This is a genomic window from Halopiger aswanensis (genome assembly GCF_003610195.1).
In the GTDB taxonomy this organism is placed as follows: Archaea; Halobacteriota; Halobacteria; order Halobacteriales; family Natrialbaceae; genus Halopiger; species Halopiger aswanensis.
In genome coordinates this window covers 235,853-252,964 of record NZ_RAPO01000003.1, presented here as the reverse complement: position 1 = coordinate 252,964, position 17,112 = coordinate 235,853, and the positions used below count along the sequence as shown (strand labels likewise).

13 protein-coding genes and 5 tRNA genes are annotated in these 17,112 nt (G+C 66.2%); 6 read left to right on the top strand and 12 right to left on the bottom strand.

The annotated features are described in order from the left end of the window. Nucleotides 1–53: 53 nt before the first annotated feature. From ATJ93_RS15215 to ATJ93_RS15190, 6 genes are all read right to left on the bottom strand, one after another. Nucleotides 54–2,186, bottom strand: a complete 2,133-nt coding sequence (locus tag ATJ93_RS15215; RefSeq protein ID WP_120245501.1) for a bacterio-opsin activator domain-containing protein — start codon at nt 2,184–2,186, stop codon at nt 54–56. A gap of 298 nt (nt 2,187–2,484) precedes the next feature. Next, nucleotides 2,485–2,557, bottom strand: a tRNA-Asp gene (locus ATJ93_RS15210). A 118-nt stretch (nt 2,558–2,675) separates the two neighbouring features. After that, nucleotides 2,676–5,060: a methyl-accepting chemotaxis protein gene (locus tag ATJ93_RS15205; RefSeq protein WP_120245500.1), complete on the bottom strand. Its 2,385-nt coding sequence runs from the start codon at nt 5,058–5,060 to the stop codon at nt 2,676–2,678. Between the two features lie 425 nt (nt 5,061–5,485). After that, nucleotides 5,486–5,558, bottom strand: a tRNA-Asp gene (locus ATJ93_RS15200). 398 nt (nt 5,559–5,956) lie between these two features. Beyond that, a tRNA-Asp gene (locus tag ATJ93_RS15195) sits at nt 5,957–6,029 on the bottom strand. Between the two features lie 195 nt (nt 6,030–6,224). After that, a tRNA-Gly gene (locus tag ATJ93_RS15190) sits at nt 6,225–6,295 on the bottom strand. A gap of 199 nt (nt 6,296–6,494) precedes the next feature. Here ATJ93_RS15190 and ATJ93_RS15185 point away from each other — a divergent pair. Beyond that, nucleotides 6,495–7,289, top strand: a complete 795-nt coding sequence (locus ATJ93_RS15185; protein ID WP_120245499.1) for an NAD+ synthase — start codon at nt 6,495–6,497, stop codon at nt 7,287–7,289. A gap of 55 nt (nt 7,290–7,344) precedes the next feature. Here the strand turns inward: ATJ93_RS15185 and ATJ93_RS15180 are convergent, their stop codons facing one another. After that, nucleotides 7,345–7,887 (bottom strand): GNAT family N-acetyltransferase, encoded by a 543-nt coding sequence (locus ATJ93_RS15180; RefSeq protein WP_120245498.1) that lies wholly within the window; start codon nt 7,885–7,887, stop codon nt 7,345–7,347. Between the two features lie 195 nt (nt 7,888–8,082). Here ATJ93_RS15180 and ATJ93_RS15175 point away from each other — a divergent pair, with 195 nt between their 5' ends. The 4 genes from ATJ93_RS15175 to ATJ93_RS15160 all read left to right on the top strand — a co-directional run bounded on the left by ATJ93_RS15175 (nt 8,083) and on the right by ATJ93_RS15160 (nt 10,783). Beyond that, the gene (locus ATJ93_RS15175; protein WP_120245497.1) at nt 8,083–8,946 is read left to right on the top strand and encodes a DUF7114 family protein; all 864 of its coding nucleotides are present in this window, start codon (nt 8,083–8,085) and stop codon (nt 8,944–8,946) included. A gap of 148 nt (nt 8,947–9,094) precedes the next feature. Next, nucleotides 9,095–9,166, top strand: a tRNA-Thr gene (locus ATJ93_RS15170). Nucleotides 9,167–9,254: 88 nt separating this feature from the next. Further along, nucleotides 9,255–10,223, top strand: a complete 969-nt coding sequence (locus tag ATJ93_RS15165; protein ID WP_120245496.1) for an NAD-dependent epimerase/dehydratase family protein — start codon at nt 9,255–9,257, stop codon at nt 10,221–10,223. Nucleotides 10,224–10,306: 83 nt separating this feature from the next. Then, a complete protein-coding gene (locus ATJ93_RS15160; RefSeq protein ID WP_120245495.1) occupies nt 10,307–10,783 on the top strand; it encodes an ATP-binding protein in 477 nt (158 codons plus the stop codon). A 14-nt stretch (nt 10,784–10,797) separates the two neighbouring features. Here ATJ93_RS15160 and ATJ93_RS15155 read toward each other — a convergent pair whose 3' ends face one another. The 5 genes from ATJ93_RS15155 to ATJ93_RS15135 all read right to left on the bottom strand — a co-directional run bounded on the left by ATJ93_RS15155 (nt 10,798) and on the right by ATJ93_RS15135 (nt 15,497). Then, the gene (locus tag ATJ93_RS15155) at nt 10,798–11,802 is read right to left on the bottom strand and encodes a hypothetical protein (protein WP_120245494.1); all 1,005 of its coding nucleotides are present in this window, start codon (nt 11,800–11,802) and stop codon (nt 10,798–10,800) included. Between the two features lie 101 nt (nt 11,803–11,903). Further along, a complete protein-coding gene (locus ATJ93_RS15150; protein WP_120245493.1) occupies nt 11,904–12,959 on the bottom strand; it encodes a dipeptide epimerase in 1,056 nt (351 codons plus the stop codon). 6 nt (nt 12,960–12,965) lie between these two features. Continuing rightward, on the bottom strand, nt 12,966–13,991 hold the full coding sequence (locus ATJ93_RS15145; protein WP_120245492.1) for a DUF1611 domain-containing protein: 1,026 nt from the start codon (nt 13,989–13,991) through the stop codon (nt 12,966–12,968). An 81-nt stretch (nt 13,992–14,072) separates the two neighbouring features. Beyond that, nucleotides 14,073–15,029 (bottom strand): Vms1/Ankzf1 family peptidyl-tRNA hydrolase, encoded by a 957-nt coding sequence (locus ATJ93_RS15140; protein ID WP_120245491.1) that lies wholly within the window; start codon nt 15,027–15,029, stop codon nt 14,073–14,075. Nucleotides 15,030–15,101: 72 nt separating this feature from the next. Beyond that, on the bottom strand, nt 15,102–15,497 hold the full coding sequence (locus ATJ93_RS15135; protein WP_120245490.1) for a DUF5802 family protein: 396 nt from the start codon (nt 15,495–15,497) through the stop codon (nt 15,102–15,104). A 347-nt stretch (nt 15,498–15,844) separates the two neighbouring features. On the opposite strand from ATJ93_RS15135, the gene ATJ93_RS15130 reads away from it, so the two are divergent. After that, nucleotides 15,845–16,981: a hypothetical protein gene (locus ATJ93_RS15130; RefSeq protein WP_120245489.1), complete on the top strand. Its 1,137-nt coding sequence runs from the start codon at nt 15,845–15,847 to the stop codon at nt 16,979–16,981. The last annotated feature ends 131 nt before the right edge of the window (nt 16,982–17,112 follow it).

The window sequence follows — 17,112 nt, the reverse complement described above, 5'->3', positions numbered from 1 at the left end:
CGGGGTTAAATATACTTTCTATCTATTTAGCACCTTCTCGATTGGAGTACTAATTAACTAGAGTCGCCGTCGAACGCCAGCGACACCAGCTTCCGCTGGGCCGCTCGCAGGTGGTAGTGGTAAGTCGGCGCCGAGACCGACAGCGTCGCGGCCAGATCCTCACCGGTGCTCTCGCGGGGCCACTCGAAGAAGCCGCTGTAGTGGGCCGCCTGCAGCGCCTCGAGTTGTTTCTCGGTCAGTTGCTCCTCGAGGTGGGTATCGAGCTGGCGGGCCGAGAGCGTCGTCGTCTCGCGGCGCGCCTCGAGTTCGGTCTCCGGATAGGCCTCGGCGATCGATTCGACGAGCGACCGGGGTTCGACGCGCTGGGGCACCTCGAGCGTCAGCGTCGTCGCACCACTCTCGCCGACCGCGGTTCGCAACGCGACGTCGTACCCCCGCAGGATCTCGAAGAACGGCGTCGGTTCGACCGTCACCTCGAAGAGGGACTCGTCGTCGCCGTCGCTGACCGCCGAGACGCTCGTGACCGATGCTTTGTCGGCGACGAGTTCGGGGATCGCCGCCGTCGTCGGCGCGCTGACGAACGCGACGATCTCGTCGCCGCGGTCGATGACTCCCTCGAGCGCGATCGGGGCGTCGACGCGCTCGGTGAGTCGGTTAAGTAACAGCCGCGGATCCGTACAGCGGAGTTCGAGCTCGAGCCGGCTGTCGGTCAACAGCGCGCGCGTCCGTTCGACCGACCGGATCGCGTGGCCGATCGTCTCGCCGAGTTCGCCTAACACGTCGCGTTCGCCGTCGCCGATCGCGTCGACGCCGCCGACGTGGACGACCAGCACGCCGTGCTGTCGCTCGTCGTCGACGAGGGGGACCGCCAGCACCGTCTGGAAGCCGTACGTCAGCGCCTCCTTTCGACGCTGGCTCCAGGCGTCGGCCTCGAGGACGTTCTCGACGACCCGAACGCCGTTCGCCTCGAGCGTCTCCTCCACGAGTTCGATTTCGGGTGCGCACGCCCCGCCGTCCCGGATTCGATCGACGTAGGTGGCGTCGACGCCGGCCCACGCGGTCGGTTCGGGCGGCTCGTCGTCGGTCGTCGCGAGCCAGGCGAAGCGATAGCGGTCGGTGTCGGCGAGGCGTTCGCAGACGATCGATTCGATCTCCTCGCGCGTCGCGGCCTGCGCGACGCCGTGGTTGATCTCGCGAACGATCTCGTTGATGTGGTTGAGCCGCGTCAACTCCTCGTTCTTCCGGGTGAGCGTCCGGTCGCGATCCCGGAGCAGTTGCTCCCGCTCGGCCCGGTCGAGCGCGGCCTCGGTGTTGGCCGCCAGAATGTGCAGGAGTTCGGTCATCATCTCGTCGAACCCGTCGGCGTCCTCCGTCCGCGCGATCAGCACGCCGTGGGTGCCGAGCGGGACGATCAGTTCGCTCCGGCCGCGGTCGGTCTGTGGCGACGGTTCCACGTCCCGAGCAGCCTCCGGGACGTCGTCGCACTCGAGGTCCTCGTAGTAGGCGCTGTCGCCCTCCGAGAACGCGTTCCAGACTCGGCTTTCGCCGCGTTGCATCGTCGTCACGGGTTCGGCCAGCGTCTGCGAGTCGGTCGCGGCCGCGCGCTCGAGGCAGCCGTCGGTCGGATCGAACGCGTAGGCGACGGCCAGCGGCACGTCGAGGATGTCGCCGGCGGTGTCGACCGCCGACCGGTAGATTTCGGTCTTGCTCTCGGCTCGCATCAGGTCCCGCGTCGTCTCGTGGAGCGTCGTCAGCGTCCGCTCGTAGCGGCGTTCGCTCTCCCGGAGTTCCGTCTCGGCCCGGTACTGGGACACGGCGTTCGTGATCTGGTTGGCCAGCAGGGTGTACTGCTCGTCGCCGGTTCCCTTCTGGAGGTACTGGGTCACGCCCGCGGCGATCGCCTCGCTGGCGACCTCCTCCGAACCGCGCCCGGTAAAGAGGATGAAGGGGAGATCCGGGTCGTCCTCGCGAACCCGCTCTAACAGCTCGAGACCGCTCATCGCCGGCATCTCGTAGTCGCTCACGATGCAGTCGATCGCGCGCTGGTCGAGCAACTCGAGGGCCTCGTCGGCGCTGGTCGCCGGGACGGCGTCGATCGACTCGCGCTCGTGCTCGAGCATCTCCTTGGCGAGTGTCGCGAAGCCGGGCTCGTTGTCGACGACGAGGACGGTAATCGAGTTCGTCATAGGATCGGTCGGGGGCGACGTGTGATTCGCGCTCGAATGATGACGCGACCGGTACGTAAGTTGATCGGACGCCGTGCGTCGATCTTGGCGGTGCGTGATCGAACGCTGCAACCGGCAGTAGAAGTACGAGCAGCGCCGCTCACGACCGATACCGGATCCTCGAAAACCGTCGAGACGGGCGTTGAACGCCGGATGCAGCGACGCCGCCCACTATTCAAATACCTTCGTCACCAGTCTCGGAATTCACGCATCGTTCAGCGCGAGACGCCCCGCTGGCGGATGTGAATTCGGAAGAAGACGCCCGAGGCGGGATTTGAACCCGCGTCACGACCGTGACAGGGTCGTATGATGGGCCACTACACCACCCGGGCTTGCAATACGTCGTTTCCCGGTGAAAGACTTAAGGGTTGTGTTTCATCCCGCCGCCGGCGCGTCATTCTCGAGTGCGCGACGGTATGTACCGGCCCCGCGTGAAACGGACCGCGCCCGTCAGTCGTCGACCGCAACGAGCGTCTCCGAGTCGGCCGACTCGGTCGAGTCGTCGTCCGCCTCCGTTTCGAAGTGCGCGGTCAGGGACTGCAGTTCCTGGGCGCGCTCCGAGAGGGACTCGGCGCTGTCGGAGATCTGGCTGATGGCGCTGGTTTGCTCCTCGGCGGCCGCGGAGACGTTCTGTGCCTCGTCGGCGGTCTGTTCGCTGACGGCCGCGATATCGTCGACCATCGAGGAGACTTCCTGTGCGGAGTCGGCCTGATCGTCGGTCGCGTCGTTGATCGACTGGATACCCGCGTTGGCGTCGTCGATCGAGTCGACGATCGACTCGAGGGTGTCGACGGTCCGATCGATCGTCTCCCGGCCGTCCTCGATGCCGTCGCGCATCTCGAACATGTCGTCGGCGACGGACTCGGTCGACGCTTCGACGGTTTCGACGAGGTCTTCGACTTCCTCCGTGGCTTCGGCGGTCTCCTCGGCGAGGGATTTGACCTCGTTGGCGACGACCGCGAATCCGTCGCCGGCCTCGCCGGCGGTCGCGGCCTCGATCGAGGCGTTCAGCGCGAGCATGTTGGTCTCCTCGGCGATCTGGTCGATGAGTTCCACGACCTCGCCGATGCGTTCGACCTCCTCCTGTAGGGTGGCCATCTCCTCGGCGGTGTCGACAGCCTTGGATTCGATCTGGTCCATCTGCTCGACGGCGTCGCTCGCGGCCGTCTTCCCCTCTTCGCCGCGTTCGGCGGCCTGATCGGCCTGTTCGGCGACGGTGTTCGAGGAGGACGCGATCTCCTCGACGGTCGCCGAGAGGTCGCTCATCTCCGCCGCCGCAGTGGTCAGCTTCTCGTTTTGGGTTTCCGCGCCGGCCGAAATCTCCTCGATGCTCTCGGCGACTTCGCCGCTCGAGGCGCGAATCTCTTCGGTGGAGGCGGTGACCTCGGAGCTCTTCTCGTCGACCTGGGCGGCGACCGTTTGAATGCGCACGACCATCGCCTCGATGTCCGTGAGCATCTCGTTGAACGCCTGGCCGATCTCGGCCATCGCCTGACTCTCGCTGGCCGTCTCGAGTCGGCGCGTGAGGTCCCCGTCCGCGGCGGCTTCGATCGACTCCCGGTACTCGTCGGCCTTCTCCTCTAAGTGCTGGCTCAGGGCTTCGGCTTCCGCTTTGGCTTCCTGGGCCTCGGCCTTGGCTTGCTCGGCTTCCGCCTTCGATTCCTCGGCCGCTTCGCGGGCCTGTTCTGCTTCCTGGGCCTGCTGTTCGACTTCGGTCAGCCGCTCCTGCAGCGTGTCCCGAATCCGCGCGAACAGGCCGGCGAGTTGGCCGAACTCGTCGGTCCGGGACTGTTCGATGTCGACCTCGAGGTCCCCATCCTCGATCGCTTCCGCGTAGCCGGTCATCTCCTCGAGGGAGTTGTTGACGTCCCGGGAGATCACCGCGCCGACGCCGACGAAGCCGACGATCGAGATCCCGATCAGCAACAGGATGTTCCGGTTGACCGCGCTGGCGGTATCGAACACCTCGTTGTGGGGTGCGATGACGGTCACGGCCCAGTCTTTCTCCTGGAGTGGCACCGTCGCCACGACGACCTGATCGTCCCCGACGACGTCGTTTTCGGCCGTCACCTGATCGACGCGGGGGTGCAGCGCGCCTTCCTCCAGGTGTGGCAGTTCTCCCATCAGGAACGATTCGTTGAGGATCGTCCCTGTGGTTTCGGCGAGCGTAATCTGACCGTCCGTCGCGACGACCTCGATTTCGCCGCCGTCGATGGGCGACGTCAGGAGTTCGCTGCGCTCCCCGAGATTGATCACGAGGACGATCGCGTGGTCGTCCTGTCCGGCGACCGGGCTGATGAACCCGATCCGCTTCTCGCCGTCGACGTCGTACGGCTCGAACGAGCGCACGTCGCCGCTCGAGTCGAACGCGTCTATATCGACCGCCCAGGGACGCGTCGCTTCATCGACCGTGTCGCCTTCCTCGTTGAACTGCGTGCTCACCACGATCTCGTCGTTTTCCATGCTGTAGTAGTGGATCGCGTGGACGCTGTCCGGGAGCGCCTCGCGGTACGTCCGTAACGACGCCCGAAGTTGGCTTTTGTCCGCGTTAGCGAGATTGACACTATTGGAGATCTCCACGGTGTTGTCGTTCCGATCCTGAACGAACTTGTCGATCCCATCGGCTTCGCGTTCCGCGGCGTTGAGGAGGGTTTCTTCCGCGTCCCCCTCGACGCTCGCCTGGGCTTGCGTAAACGAGAAATAGCCCGCACCGAGCAGGACGACGGTCAACACGAGAATCGCCGCGCCGACCTTGAAGAAGTAGCGGCTCCGCAGCCGATCGTATATCCGTCGGTGTAACGACTCGTCCGACGAGCCGTCTCCTGGAGTTTGCATACGTACCCATGTCATATACGATAATTAAGCTTGATGGCCCGTTTCCGGCGATATTTCGGGCCGAACGGAGACGGTCCGACGCGGACTCTCGCCGTCGCGCCCGATGCCTCGGACTCGATGCTGGGGTTCGCTCTCGGCAGTGAATTCCGTCTCGAGGCCGTTCGCCTGCGAAATCGCCAACCGACGAATACCTGCGGTGTGGTACCGATGACTTTCAGTCCGTGACCCAACTCGCCGGTACAATCTCGCTGCTACCACTGTGGGGACTCACCGTGAGATCGATTCGAAAAAGCGCCCGAGGCGGGATTTGAACCGCAGTCACAGCAACGCTGTTCCCTCCTTCAAATCCCCCGTCACCGGTCTCCGAATTCACGCGTCGCTCGGCGACGAGACGCCTCGCTGGCGGATACGAATTCGGAAGAAGACGCCCGAGGCGGGATTTGAACCCGCGTCACGACCGTGACAGGGTCGTATGATGGGCCACTACACCACCCGGGCTTGCAATACGTCGTTCCCCGGTGAGAGACTTAAGGGTTCTGTTCCGCACCGACGGACGTAGAATCCGCCCCGAACGGTTGCGGCATCGACATCGGCTGATCGACCGATTGGTGGTGTTGGCGTCGATCAGCAACCCGATCGACTCGAGGAGCGCGTTCCATTCTCGTCGCGGAAGCTGTGCGCCGGTGACGTCGACGTTGTCGTCACCAAGACCTCTCACCCGGGCGTTACGAGCGACTATCCGACGTAGATCGGAGCAGAAAACGCTCGAGGCGGGATGTGAACCTCGGTCGCAGCGACGCTGTTCCCGCCTTCACATCCCTTTGTCACCGGTCTCCGAATTCACGCGTCGCTCGGCGACGAGACGCCCCGCTGGCGGATGTGAATTCGGAAGAAGACGCCCGAGGCGGGATTTGAACCCGCGTCACGACCGTGACAGGGTCGTATGATGGGCCACTACACCACCCGGGCTTACACTGCTTTCTTGGCCGGTGGGCGTCTTATGACTTTCCAATCGATCGCCGTATGGTACGGTGAATCGCCCCACGTCTGCGGATTTCCGTTCGGGAACAGGATACCTGTCGCTCGAGGCCTCCGTCACTCGAGTCAACTGGTAGCGATCGACGAACGTACCGCTCACCGAATCGATCCTCGGTAGCTGAAAAGTGCGCCGACCGGGAATTGAACCCGGGCTATGAGCTTGGGAAGCTCATGTCCTACCACTAGACCACCGGCGCACGGCACTCACTTCGTTCGCTTGTGCGCCGTAGTTCGCAGTTCCGACGGAACTGCTCACCACCGGCGCTTACTCCAGTCTAACTGCCGATTCCACTTCAACGTAGCGTTCTCGATCAACTACCGAGCCGAACCGACCGCCCGTCCACTTTTTCGGCTCGAGGGGAGGCTATTTGGCGCTGCCGCCCCTATTGCTGACAAATGCTGGACCTTCGGTTCTCGGATGCAGAACTAGCACAGCGGCGCGAGCACATTACGGAGTTCATCAGCGAACAGGTCGACGCAGCGGGGGCCGACGGCGCAGTACTGGGACTTTCCGGCGGCATCGACAGCACGCTCACGGGCTATCTCACCGTCGAAGCGCTCGGTCCCGAAACCGTCCACGGGCTCGTCCTCCCGGCCCACGTCAGCAGCGAGGGCAATATGAGCGACGCCGAGCGGGTCGCACAGGAGCTGGATATCGCCTACGACGTCATCGAAATCGAGCCGATCGTCGACCAACTCCTCTCGGCTTACCCCGAGGCCGAGGGCGATCGCGAGGCCGTCGGCAACGCGCGAGCGCGCGTCCGGGCGGTACTGAACTACCTCGTCGCCAACCACGAGAGCCGACTCGTCGTCGGCACCGGGAACCGAAGCGAGGCCGCCGTCGGCTACTTCACCAAGTACGGCGACGGCGCCGTCGACTGCCACCCGATCGGCAACCTTTACAAGGGACAGGTCCGCCAACTCGCGCGCCACGTCGGCGTCCCCGAGGAACTGGCCGCTAAGACGGCCACGGCGGAGCTGTGGGCCGACCAGACCGACGAGGACGAACTGGGAATCAGCTACGAGACGCTCGATTCGATCCTCGCGACCCACGTCGACGGACCGCTATCGGTCGCCGCGACCGCCCGCCTGCTCGAGGTCGACGAAGCGACCGTCGAGCGAGTCCGGACGATGTACGAGCGCAGCGAGCACAAACGCGATGTACCGCCGGCGCCGGAGCCGCTCGACTGAGTCGCCGGCAGTCGGACAGCCACTCGAGAACTTGCCGTCCCCGTTCTCGCTGTCGTTACTCGTGTTTTTGCGCCCGCCACTCGTCCGCCAGCAGGCCGTACCAGTGGGTATCCTGGAACTCCCCGTCGATGAACTCGGCGTCGCGGTGCACACCTTCCGGCGTGAACCCGACCGACTCGAGCAGCGCCTGCGAAGCCTCGTTGAACTCGAAGACGCGGGCGGCGATGCGATGGAGGCCGAGCTGGTCGAACCCGTACTCGACGAGCAACGCCGTCGCTTCCGAGCCGTACCCCTGTTCGTGGTGCTCGGGGGCGACCCAGTAGCCGATCTCGGCCCGGCGGGCCTCCCACTCGATCGTGTGGAAGCCGATCGTGCCGACCGGCTCGGCGTCGGCGACGATTAACAGGTTGATGCTGTCGTCGTCGCAGACGACGTTCTCGAAGAAGTCGCGTTCCTGTGCGCCGTTGACGGGTCTCGCGCGGCCGATCCCGCGCCAGACCCGCGGATCGTTGATCGTCGTCTGCAAGAACTCGAGGTCGTCCTCCTCGATCGGTCGCAGATCGACGCGCTCTCCCGGTAGAAACACAGTCTCGGGCATACTCTCGTGTTCTCTCGGTCCCCACAAGAGAGTGCTCGAGGGTTGGTATCTCACAACATGCTGTTACTCAGGGGTGGTATCGTCGATTTGGGTGGCAAGTGTGCGGTCGGTCCGCAAATGACGGCGGTCCGGTCGGGCGAATAACGACCGGGCGTTTCCAAAGGTCTTTGCCTCCTCCGTCGTAACCCCCCGCTAATGGAAACGGCCGACAACTGTCGGCGTGCCGCCCGCGAAGCCGTTGCGGACGTCGAACCACCGCAGTTGCACGATCTCGTCGAATCCGTTCTCGACGGTGCATCGATGGTTCCAGGCGCACTCACCGTCGCGAGCGCCGCCATCGCAGCGTCCAGCAGTGCCGGGGCCGCCGGCGCCTCCGGAGCCGGGACGGGAACTGGAGCCGACGCCGACGGCCCCCGCTCGTCCGCAGCCGAGCGCTACGCCGCCGCCCTCGAGAGCGACCCCGCCGAAACCGCAGCGGACGCCCTCGTCACGCACGCGGCCGGCGTCCAACTCATCTACGAAGGCCTGCGGCTCACGCGCACGCTGGCCCACGAAGAGCCCTGGCGAAGGATCGAGGGCGACGAGGACGACGCGCAGTCTCACCCTGACCAGGACGCCATCGAGAGCGACCTCGAGATTCTGGCCGCGGACATCCTCGTCTCGCGGGGGTTCTACCTGCTCGCGCGAACCGACGCCGCGGACAAGGCGGTCCGAACGGTCCAGGCGTTCGGCCGCGACCAGACCAGCCGCGACGAGGTCGCCGCGGACGGCAGCGGCGACCCCGCGGCGATCGACGCCAACCTCGAGCGGGACATCCTCGAACTCGCCGTCGAGACCGGCGCGGCCGCCGCCGGCCGCTCGCCCCCCACTCGACTGCTCGCGCTCGCGGACGATCTCGCCGCCAGCGCCGGCACCGCCTTCCCGCCGGCCGCGGAGTGTCTGACTGCGCTCGAGCCGGCAGTCAGCGAGGAGCCGTTCGACGACCGGCCGCTCGAGTTCGACGATCGGTCGCTCGAGGACGGGCCGACGGACCGTGCGACGTCGGCGACGGATCCGTAGTCGCCCGGTTGAGCGTGCTTTGATTTTCTGGTGGTACGTGCTTCGGTAGCGCTCGCTCTCGAGTGGTGATCCGTGCCCCGGTACTGAGCCCCACGCCCGGTGGCAATCGAAACCCATAAAGTCGACTCCGGACAACGAAGGAATGCGCGCCTGGGTAGCTTAGCGGTAAAGCGCGTCCTTGGTAAGGACGAGAGCCCGGGTTCAAATCCCGGCCTAGGCTTTTCTCATCGAACTATCGTCGGTAGAATTCGTTCACGGCCAGCGAGAGGTAGACACACGGTTTAGTGGCCGAGCGTTGGACGGGCGGTATGGCCGACGAATCATCGGTTTCGGCATCGACACCGGACCTCGAGCCGGAGTTCGACCACGACGTCGAAACGGCCCTCGTAACGGGTGCAACGGGGGACGTGGGATCCTGGGTGATCGACCGGCTCGCCGACCGCGGCACGCACGTCGTCGGCGTCGACCTCGAGCAGCCCGACGGCGTCCGGGCCAACGCCGACTTTCGGGCCGTGGACCTGACCGAACAGGCGCCGACGTGGGAGACGATCTGCGAGGTCGAGCCCGACGCGGTCGTCCACCTGGCTGCGATCTCGGATCCACTGGACAACCCCGCGACGCGGGTTTTCGAGAACAACGTGACGAGCACGTACAACGTCCTGCAGGCGGCCGGCCGCGAGGGGATCGACGTCGTCTGGAGCTCCTCGCAGGCGGCCTACGGCGCGCTGTTCGCGAGCGGCGAGTGGCAACCCGACGCCCTGCCGATCGACGAGGCCCACGAGCAGCGACCCGGAGACTCCTACGGGCTGTCGAAACGCTGCGGGGAGGCGATCGCTCGAGCGACGGCCCGCCGGTACGACGTCTCGATCACGACGATCCGACCGGCGACGATCTTCACGCCCGAGAAGGCGCGGGCGCGGCCGGCGGAGGACGACTCCGATCTGACGACCGTCGAGTCGGGCGGCGACTTCGGATCCTACGTCGACGTTCGCGATATGGCCCGGCTGGTCGAAGCGGCGCTGGCGGCCGACCGCGACGGCCACGAGGCCTTCCACTGCGTCGCGGACGAGAACTACCTGGGCCGGCCGACCGCCGAACTCGTCGAGGCGATCTGCGGCGACTTGCCGGCCGACTGCACCCTCGAGGGGAAGGAGGCGGCGCTCTCGAACGCGAAGGCGGCCGCGGTGCTCGGCTGGGAGCCGACGCATTCGTGGCCGGATTCCGGCGCTGACGGCGAGGGCGACGCGCCGGGGGCTGGCGAGCCGACCTGGCGCTAACGCGGCCGGCAACTGCGTCGCGATCGAACTCGAGTCGCGGATCACATACTGTTAGTGCGTGCGAGCGCTACGACCGGCCTACCGTGATCGTCGTCATCTGCGGGCCGCCGGGCGCGGGTAAAACGACGCTGACGAACCGCGTCCGGGAGCGACTCGAGACCCGCGACGTCCCCGTTGCCGTCGAAACCCTCCACTCCGACGACTTCTCGAGTCGAACCTACGACCAGTTGTACGAACGGGCCCGAGACGCAACCGCCGAGATCACGCTCGTCGACGGCACCTTCTACCGCCGCGAGTGGCAGACGCAGTTTCGAACGCTTCCCGAGGTCCGAGTCGTCCACGTCACCGCGAGCCTCGAGACCTGCCTCGAGCGCAACCGAACCCGGGCGGATCCGATCGCGGAGCAGGGCGTCCACGTCGTCTACCGGGAGTTCGACGAGCCGGACGCCGAGGTGACGATCGACACCGACCGGCAGTCCGTCCCCGAAGCTGTCGATCGGATTCTGATCGCACTCGAGGAATGGGGCTGGCTCGAGAGCAAACCCGACGTCTCGAGGTAAGGAATGGACGGCGCTTATCGACGGAACTCGAGGAACGAGCGCTCTTCGGGGCGTTCGGGAACGAGACTGTCGGGAACCACGTCCCAGCCGAGTTCGTCGGTGCCGGGTTCGGCGTCGGTCTCGAACCCCGGTTCGTCGGCCGGCTCCTGCGTTCGATACTCCTCGGGCGGCGCGTCGTGGGCGTAGACGCTCTCGGGGTGGTCGACCGACCAGACGTGCAGCATGCAGGGAGTTCGACACGGGACCGAGAGGGTCCCGTCTTCGTACTCCTGCCCGTAGACCTGCTGGTAGTACCACCACGCGGCGCGGCCGGGGAGGCCGGCGTGGTAGTGCCAGGGAGAACAGCGGTCGGGCTGCTGGTCGTGGCTGTCGTCGCTACCGTCACTCGTCCCGGTGTCTCCCGCCGATTGCTGTTCGTCGACGACGTATTCGTCGACCTGTTGCTCCTGCCAGACGGCCTCGTCGCCGTCGTAGACCGGCGGCGGGGGCTCGATCGCCTCGCCGCTTCCGGTCGCGATGAACATGACGCCGATCGAGCGCCAGGACTGGTTGTCGACGAGCACCGACTCCGGCCGGTCGGGATCCAGTACCGTCGCGTCGCCGATGAACGCCGGATTGATCCAGTGGGACCAGCTATCGTCGCCGCGCTCGAGCGTGTCGAAGTAGGGTTTGTACCCCGCGTCGATGAGCGTCCCCGCGGTCGGATACCGCGTCTCGAGCGACTCGCGAACGGCCTCCCGAAGCTCGACCGTCGCCGGGTGGTCGTCGGCGCAGCCCGCCGTCGTCGCGCCCTCGCAGTGGCCCATGCTCGGCTCGATGGTGGCGTCGGGACAGGCGCCGTCGATCGGCAGGGCGTCGAGCAGCCCACCGCTGCCGTCGCCGTCGTCAGCCTGTACGTTCCCGGCCCCCACTACCGGAAGCGCGAGCGCACCGCTCGAGGCTTTCAGTACGGCACGTCGCGTGGGTACCGACCCGTCCGATTCGTCCGCGTCCGCCGACCTGTCGCTCTCGTCTGCCATAGCAGCGTGTCGCACACCTCCGATCGCCGTAAAACCGTGTTGCCGGTCGGAGCGACAGTACGGTCAGTTGACCGAAAGCGCGGGTAGAGTCGAACTCGCAGCTACTCGAGCCGCGCGCCGGTTCCCGACCGATCGAGCCCCTCGAGATCGATCCGGCCGTCGGGCATCGGCACGCCGTCGTAGGGGTCTTCGGCGAGCAACAGCGCGCCGTCGAGGTCGGCGTAGTCCAAACACGGCGCGAGGTGGCAGGCCGCCGCGATCGAGGCGTTCGATTCGGTCATACAGCCCAACATGACCTCGAGGCCGTGCGCGCGTGCAGTGTGAATCATCCGCCGGGCCTCCCGCAGCCCGCCGCACTTCATCAGCTTCAGGTTCGCGATGTCACAGCGGTCCGCAATCCGCGGCACGTCCTCGAGCGTGACGCAGGACTCGTCGGCCGCGATCGGGAGCGGCGAGCGCTCGGAGACGAACCGCAGCCCTTCGGGGTTCTCCGCGGGGACGGGCTGTTCGACGAACTCGAGGTCGTACTCGGCGAGCCGTTCGATCCGCGAGACCGCCTCGCGGGGCGTCCAGGCCTCGTTGGCGTCGACGAACAGGTCGACCTCGGGCGCGACCGAGCGGATCGTCTCGACGATCTCGATATCGCGGTCGGTGCCGAGCTTGACCTTGAGCCGGCCGTAGCCGCGTTCGAGCGCCGTTTCGGTCTTCTCGCGCATCGTCTCGAGGTCGTCGAGGCCGATCGTGTAGGAAGTCTCGAGCGTCTCGGCGGGGTCGAGGCCCCAGTACCGGTAGAGCGGTACCTCGAGTCGCTTCGCGACGAGGTCGTGGCAGGCGATGCTCACGGCGGTCCGCGCGGCCGGATTGCGCTCGACCGTCTCGCGCATCCGGCGTTCGATCCGCGCGAGCTGGTGGGGGTCGCCGACCTCCTCGACGACCGCCAGCAGGTCGGGCAGCACCGCCTCGACGGTCGCCGCGGTCTCCCCGTAGTGCGCGGAGGGGCCGGCGGCGCCGATTCCCACGTTCCCGTCCCCGTCTTCGACGCGGACCGTCACGGCCTCGGTTTCGGATCGCGTCCCGCGCGAGATGCCGAACGGGTGCTCGAGGGGGAGCGCGTGCCGTTCGAAGCTCGTCTCGAGGGCGGGGTCCGAGTCTGCCATCGCGGATCAGCCCTCGAGCAGCGCCTCGAGCACGTCGTCGGTGTCGAAGCGGATGACGTCCGTCGCCGGTGCGTCGAGTTCGTCGGCGTATTCGGCGACCGCGTCCGCGGCCGCGTCGTCGTCCTCGAGACTCGAGGTGTTGATCGCGCCCGCGGCGATTTCAGCGTCGCTGACGGGGGCCGAGAGGCTCTCGTAGAGATCGACGTAGGTCGAGACCGCGGGCAGTTCGAACGACTCGTAGCCGTGGATGGCTTCCTGGCCGGCGTTATGGCAGAGGACGAGTTTGTCGGGCATCGCGCCGTGGAGGATGCCGCAGGTGACCGCCGAGTAGGCGGGGTGGACGATGCTGCCCTGCCCCTCGACGAAGAGGTAGTCGTGCTCGTCGCCCTTCTCGAGGATCATCTCCTCGACGGCGCCGGCCGTAAAGTCCGAGACGACACGGTCGATCGGGTTCCCCCAGCCTTCGATCATGATGCCGGTCTGCCCCGTCGGAATCACGGCGGCGTCGTAGCCCGCGTCGCGGGCGTTGCGGGCCAGTTCCATCGTCGTCGTCATCTTGCCGGTCGAGCAGTCGGTGCCGACGGTGAGGATCACCTCGGCGTCGACCTCGCCGGCGACGCCCTCGCTGACCGTCAGGTCCTCGGGCGGCTTGCGCACGTCTCGCAGTTCGCAGCCGTGTTCCTCGGCCAGGCGGGCGAACTCCTCGTCCTCGGCGAGGAAGTAGTGCAGCCCCGAAACGATGTCGCAGCCGTACTCGAGAGCCGTCTCCACGTCCTCGCGCCAGCTTTCGTCGAACTCGCCGCCGATCGGGGAGATGCCGATCAGCAGGGTATCGATCTCGTCGCGCTCGAGGTCGTCGGTGCCCGCCACGATCGGCGCGTCCTGCACGTCGGGAACGAAGTCGGCGACGCGCTTGCCGGCGTTGTCGCGGTCTAACACGGCGGCGACGTCGTAGTCGCCGTATCGGAGCACGCCGAGTGCGGTCTTTGCCCGGTGGGGAAACTTCTCGTGGGCGAGAATCGCGATTGCCATATCGACGAGATGGACGAGCCGGCACTTAAAGCGACTCAATGGCGCCGAGGCGTGACGACCGCCGGCGGAGTTTCCGGCCGCTCACAGTACGTGCAGGTCCGTCGTCCAGAACGAGTGATGGGCGTCCTCGAGCGCTGGCTTCGGATCGCCGGTCGCGTCGACTGCGGCGGTGGCGTCGGGCTCGAGGGCGGGCCCGGATTCCTCGACCAGCGTGTCCACGACGCCGCGCTGGCCGACGAGGAAGAGTCGGTCGACGGCTGCGTCGCCTGCTTGCGCGCCGACGGACGCCTCGAGCGTCTCCCGACACTCGTCTAAGTGCTCGTCGATCTGCTCGTTGCGGAGTCGTTCGAAGCGGGCCTGCGAGAAGCCGCCCTTCGAGTGGCTGCCCTTCACGTCGCTCTCGAAGCCGCGGTAGTCGACTCGCTCGCCGTCCTCGTAGATCCCGAGCGCGAAGAGGTCGGTCCGAACCAGCGCGAGCGCGTAGCGGCCGGTCGGCAGGAACCACTCGCGCTCGAGGCTGAACCGGTCGTTCCAGCCCAGTTCGCGGTCGTCGGGAAGGACCGGCGGCTCGAGTGCGACCGAGACGAGGCCGGCGTCGTCGACGCAGCAGACGCAGGGGGCGGCGTCCGCGAGCAGGGTGGTTCGCTCGCCCAGCAGGTCGGTGAGGTCGCCGTCGAGATCGTCCCGGTCGGCGTCCTCGTCGATGACGGTCGTCAGCGCGCCCTCGGCGTCAGTGCGGAGCGTCTCGAGCCGATCCAGCACGTCCTCGAGTCGCCGTCCGCGGAGGCGCTCGCGTCGCCGGACCGTGACGCCGCTGGGACCGTCGTCGTCGACCTGTTCAAGTTCGCCCTCGAGTTGGGCGATCCGATCTTCGAGTCGGTTGAGTTCCTCCTCGGCTTCCTGTCTTGCTCGTGCGGCATCGGCTCGGCGTTCGGACTCGGCTTCGTAGCGCTCGCGCAGTCGTTCGGTCTCGTCCTCGAGTTCGTCGATGCGCTCCTTGAGTTCGGCGCGGCCGAGCAACGCGTCGAGGTCGAACATCCGACCGAAAGCGTGAGGCGAGCGTACTTCTAGGTCCCGGTTCCGCGCTCAGCTCCGACTTCGGTCGGGTACTCAGGTCCCAGCACTCGGATAATCGTCAGTATCCGGCACCGCCGACGGTCCCGGCTCCCAGCCGCCGGCGTACTCGAGCAACTGTCGCGCTCGCTCGCGCCGCGCCAGGAACACCTCCCGTAGGGTGGGCGGGTTTCGGATCTCCGTGCCCTCGAGCAGCGATTCCGGGAGCGCGAGCGTGTTCGCCGGCACGCCCTCGTCGCCGTGGACCGGGAAGTGCTGGGACTCGAGTTTCATCACCAGCGGCGAATCCAGCGGCTCGAGGCCCTCGCCGCTCGTGTAGACCTCCTCGTTGATCCGCTCGTGTTGCTCACGCTGCATGAGTGCGCGATCCCGATCGGTCGGGGTCACGTAGAGACGACCGAGATAGTAGCTCCGTGAGAACACTTCGAACATGCTAACTAGGCACACGGACTGGCGAGATATAACTATTTGCGAACAGATTTAAACCGTATCGCTATCAACGGTCTTTCCGACTCTCTGATCCGTCAGAACGGTGACCGAATGGTCGGTTTGACTGGCTACGGACGAACGAAAACTGAGCGTTACCTGCGCCGTGGTGGCCGACTAATCGCCTCGACTTTCTCCGCTCTCGATTGTACTCACCGATCGATCTGGAGCGCAATCGAGCGCGTCTGCGCGCCGATTAAACACTCAAAACGGTTCTCGGTCCGCCAATTCGATTCGTAAACTGTCCGAACAAAGCTTCGACTTTTTAGTGGATTCGGCGTAAGGATCGGTCGATGACCTCCACTCGGGTAGTCGGTCTTCTCGCCGTCACCGTCGTCCTCGGTCTCGCGGTTGCGCCGGCCGCCAGCGGCGCGCTCGCGAACGTCGCCGACGGTGACGCCGATTCAGGGGGTGGCGAACCGAACGCGACCGTTACGACGTTCATGCAATCGACCGCCGCGGACGCCGAGCATTCGATCGAGTCCGGCATGTTCGAAGCCACGTACGAGAACGCGGCCGCCGAGCAACGCGACGAGATCGTCGCCGACCGCGTCGACGACCTCGAGGAGCGACTCGAAACGCTCGAGGCCGAACGCGAACGGCTCCGGTCCGCCGACAACCGAACCGGCGCGTATCAGGCGCAGATGACGAAGCTCGCGGTCGAGATTTCGGCGCTCGAGCGATCGATCGAGCAAACCGAGTCGCGGGCTGCCGAGGCTGGCGTCGACGACGAGCGTCTCGAAACGCTCCGGTCGAACGCGTCTGCACTCGCCGACGATGACGTTACGGCGACGGCACAGGGGATCCCCGGACTGGAGCGCCAGCCCGGCGGACCGCCTGCCGACCGCGGCCCGAACGCGGCTACTCCGGGCGGGGGAACCGGTGGCCCGTCGGAGCAGGCGACAGGAAACCAGCCGCCGGGGCAGGCTGGCAATCAGACGCCGCCCGGTCAACTCGGGGATCAGACGCCAGGACAGGCTGGTAATCCGTCCGCCGGGAGTCAGGGGCCGCCAGATGCTGACAACGGAGCGGCACCCGATGCAGACCGGGGGCCGTCCAACACCGGTAACTCGAACACCGGCAACGGCAATGCGAACAGTGGCGATCCGGCCAACAGCGACTCGAGCGACGACGAGGGAAACGGCTCCGGCGCTGACTCCGCGAACGGGAGCGGTCCCGATCACGAGCGCGATCGGTCGAACGCCGGCAATGGGGTGGAAAATAGCGACAACGACGGACCGGCCGACTCCTCGGGACCGTCGGATGGCGGGACTGGAACCCCGGACTCCACGAGCGGGGAGAACGGAAACGGTAGCGACAACGGTACCGGCGGTGAGAGCAGTCCCAACGGGAACGGTGGGAACAGTGCAAATGGCGGGAACAATGCAAACGGCGGGAACAGCGCCGACAACGGAAACAACGACAGCTAAGATCCCACCGGCAACCGCGGGAACTAGTAGCACCGTTCGCTGTACTCTCTCCGGCGATATCGGCTCTCGCGGACGAACGGTTTGAAGTAACCCCCGGAACGAGCAGACACCCTTTTCAGCGCCGACATCAT

Excerpts from the sequence above, each read along its gene's own strand:
- ATJ93_RS15215 (WP_120245501.1), bottom strand. The coding sequence starts at position 2,186 with ATGACGAACTCGATTACCGTCCTCGTCGTCGACAACGAGCCCGGCTTC.
- ATJ93_RS15205 (WP_120245500.1), bottom strand. The coding sequence starts at position 5,060 with ATGCAAACTCCAGGAGACGGCTCGTCGGACGAGTCGTTACACCGACGG.
- ATJ93_RS15185 (WP_120245499.1), top strand. The coding sequence starts at position 6,495 with ATGCTGGACCTTCGGTTCTCGGATGCAGAACTAGCACAGCGGCGCGAG.
- ATJ93_RS15180 (WP_120245498.1), bottom strand. The coding sequence starts at position 7,887 with ATGCCCGAGACTGTGTTTCTACCGGGAGAGCGCGTCGATCTGCGACCG.
- ATJ93_RS15175 (WP_120245497.1), top strand. The coding sequence starts at position 8,083 with ATGGAAACGGCCGACAACTGTCGGCGTGCCGCCCGCGAAGCCGTTGCG.
- ATJ93_RS15165 (WP_120245496.1), top strand. The coding sequence starts at position 9,255 with ATGGCCGACGAATCATCGGTTTCGGCATCGACACCGGACCTCGAGCCG.
- ATJ93_RS15155 (WP_120245494.1), bottom strand. The coding sequence starts at position 11,802 with ATGGCAGACGAGAGCGACAGGTCGGCGGACGCGGACGAATCGGACGGG.
- ATJ93_RS15150 (WP_120245493.1), bottom strand. The coding sequence starts at position 12,959 with ATGGCAGACTCGGACCCCGCCCTCGAGACGAGCTTCGAACGGCACGCG.
- ATJ93_RS15145 (WP_120245492.1), bottom strand. The coding sequence starts at position 13,991 with ATGGCAATCGCGATTCTCGCCCACGAGAAGTTTCCCCACCGGGCAAAG.
- ATJ93_RS15140 (WP_120245491.1), bottom strand. The coding sequence starts at position 15,029 with ATGTTCGACCTCGACGCGTTGCTCGGCCGCGCCGAACTCAAGGAGCGC.
- ATJ93_RS15135 (WP_120245490.1), bottom strand. The coding sequence starts at position 15,497 with ATGTTCGAAGTGTTCTCACGGAGCTACTATCTCGGTCGTCTCTACGTG.
- ATJ93_RS15130 (WP_120245489.1), top strand. The coding sequence starts at position 15,845 with ATGACCTCCACTCGGGTAGTCGGTCTTCTCGCCGTCACCGTCGTCCTC.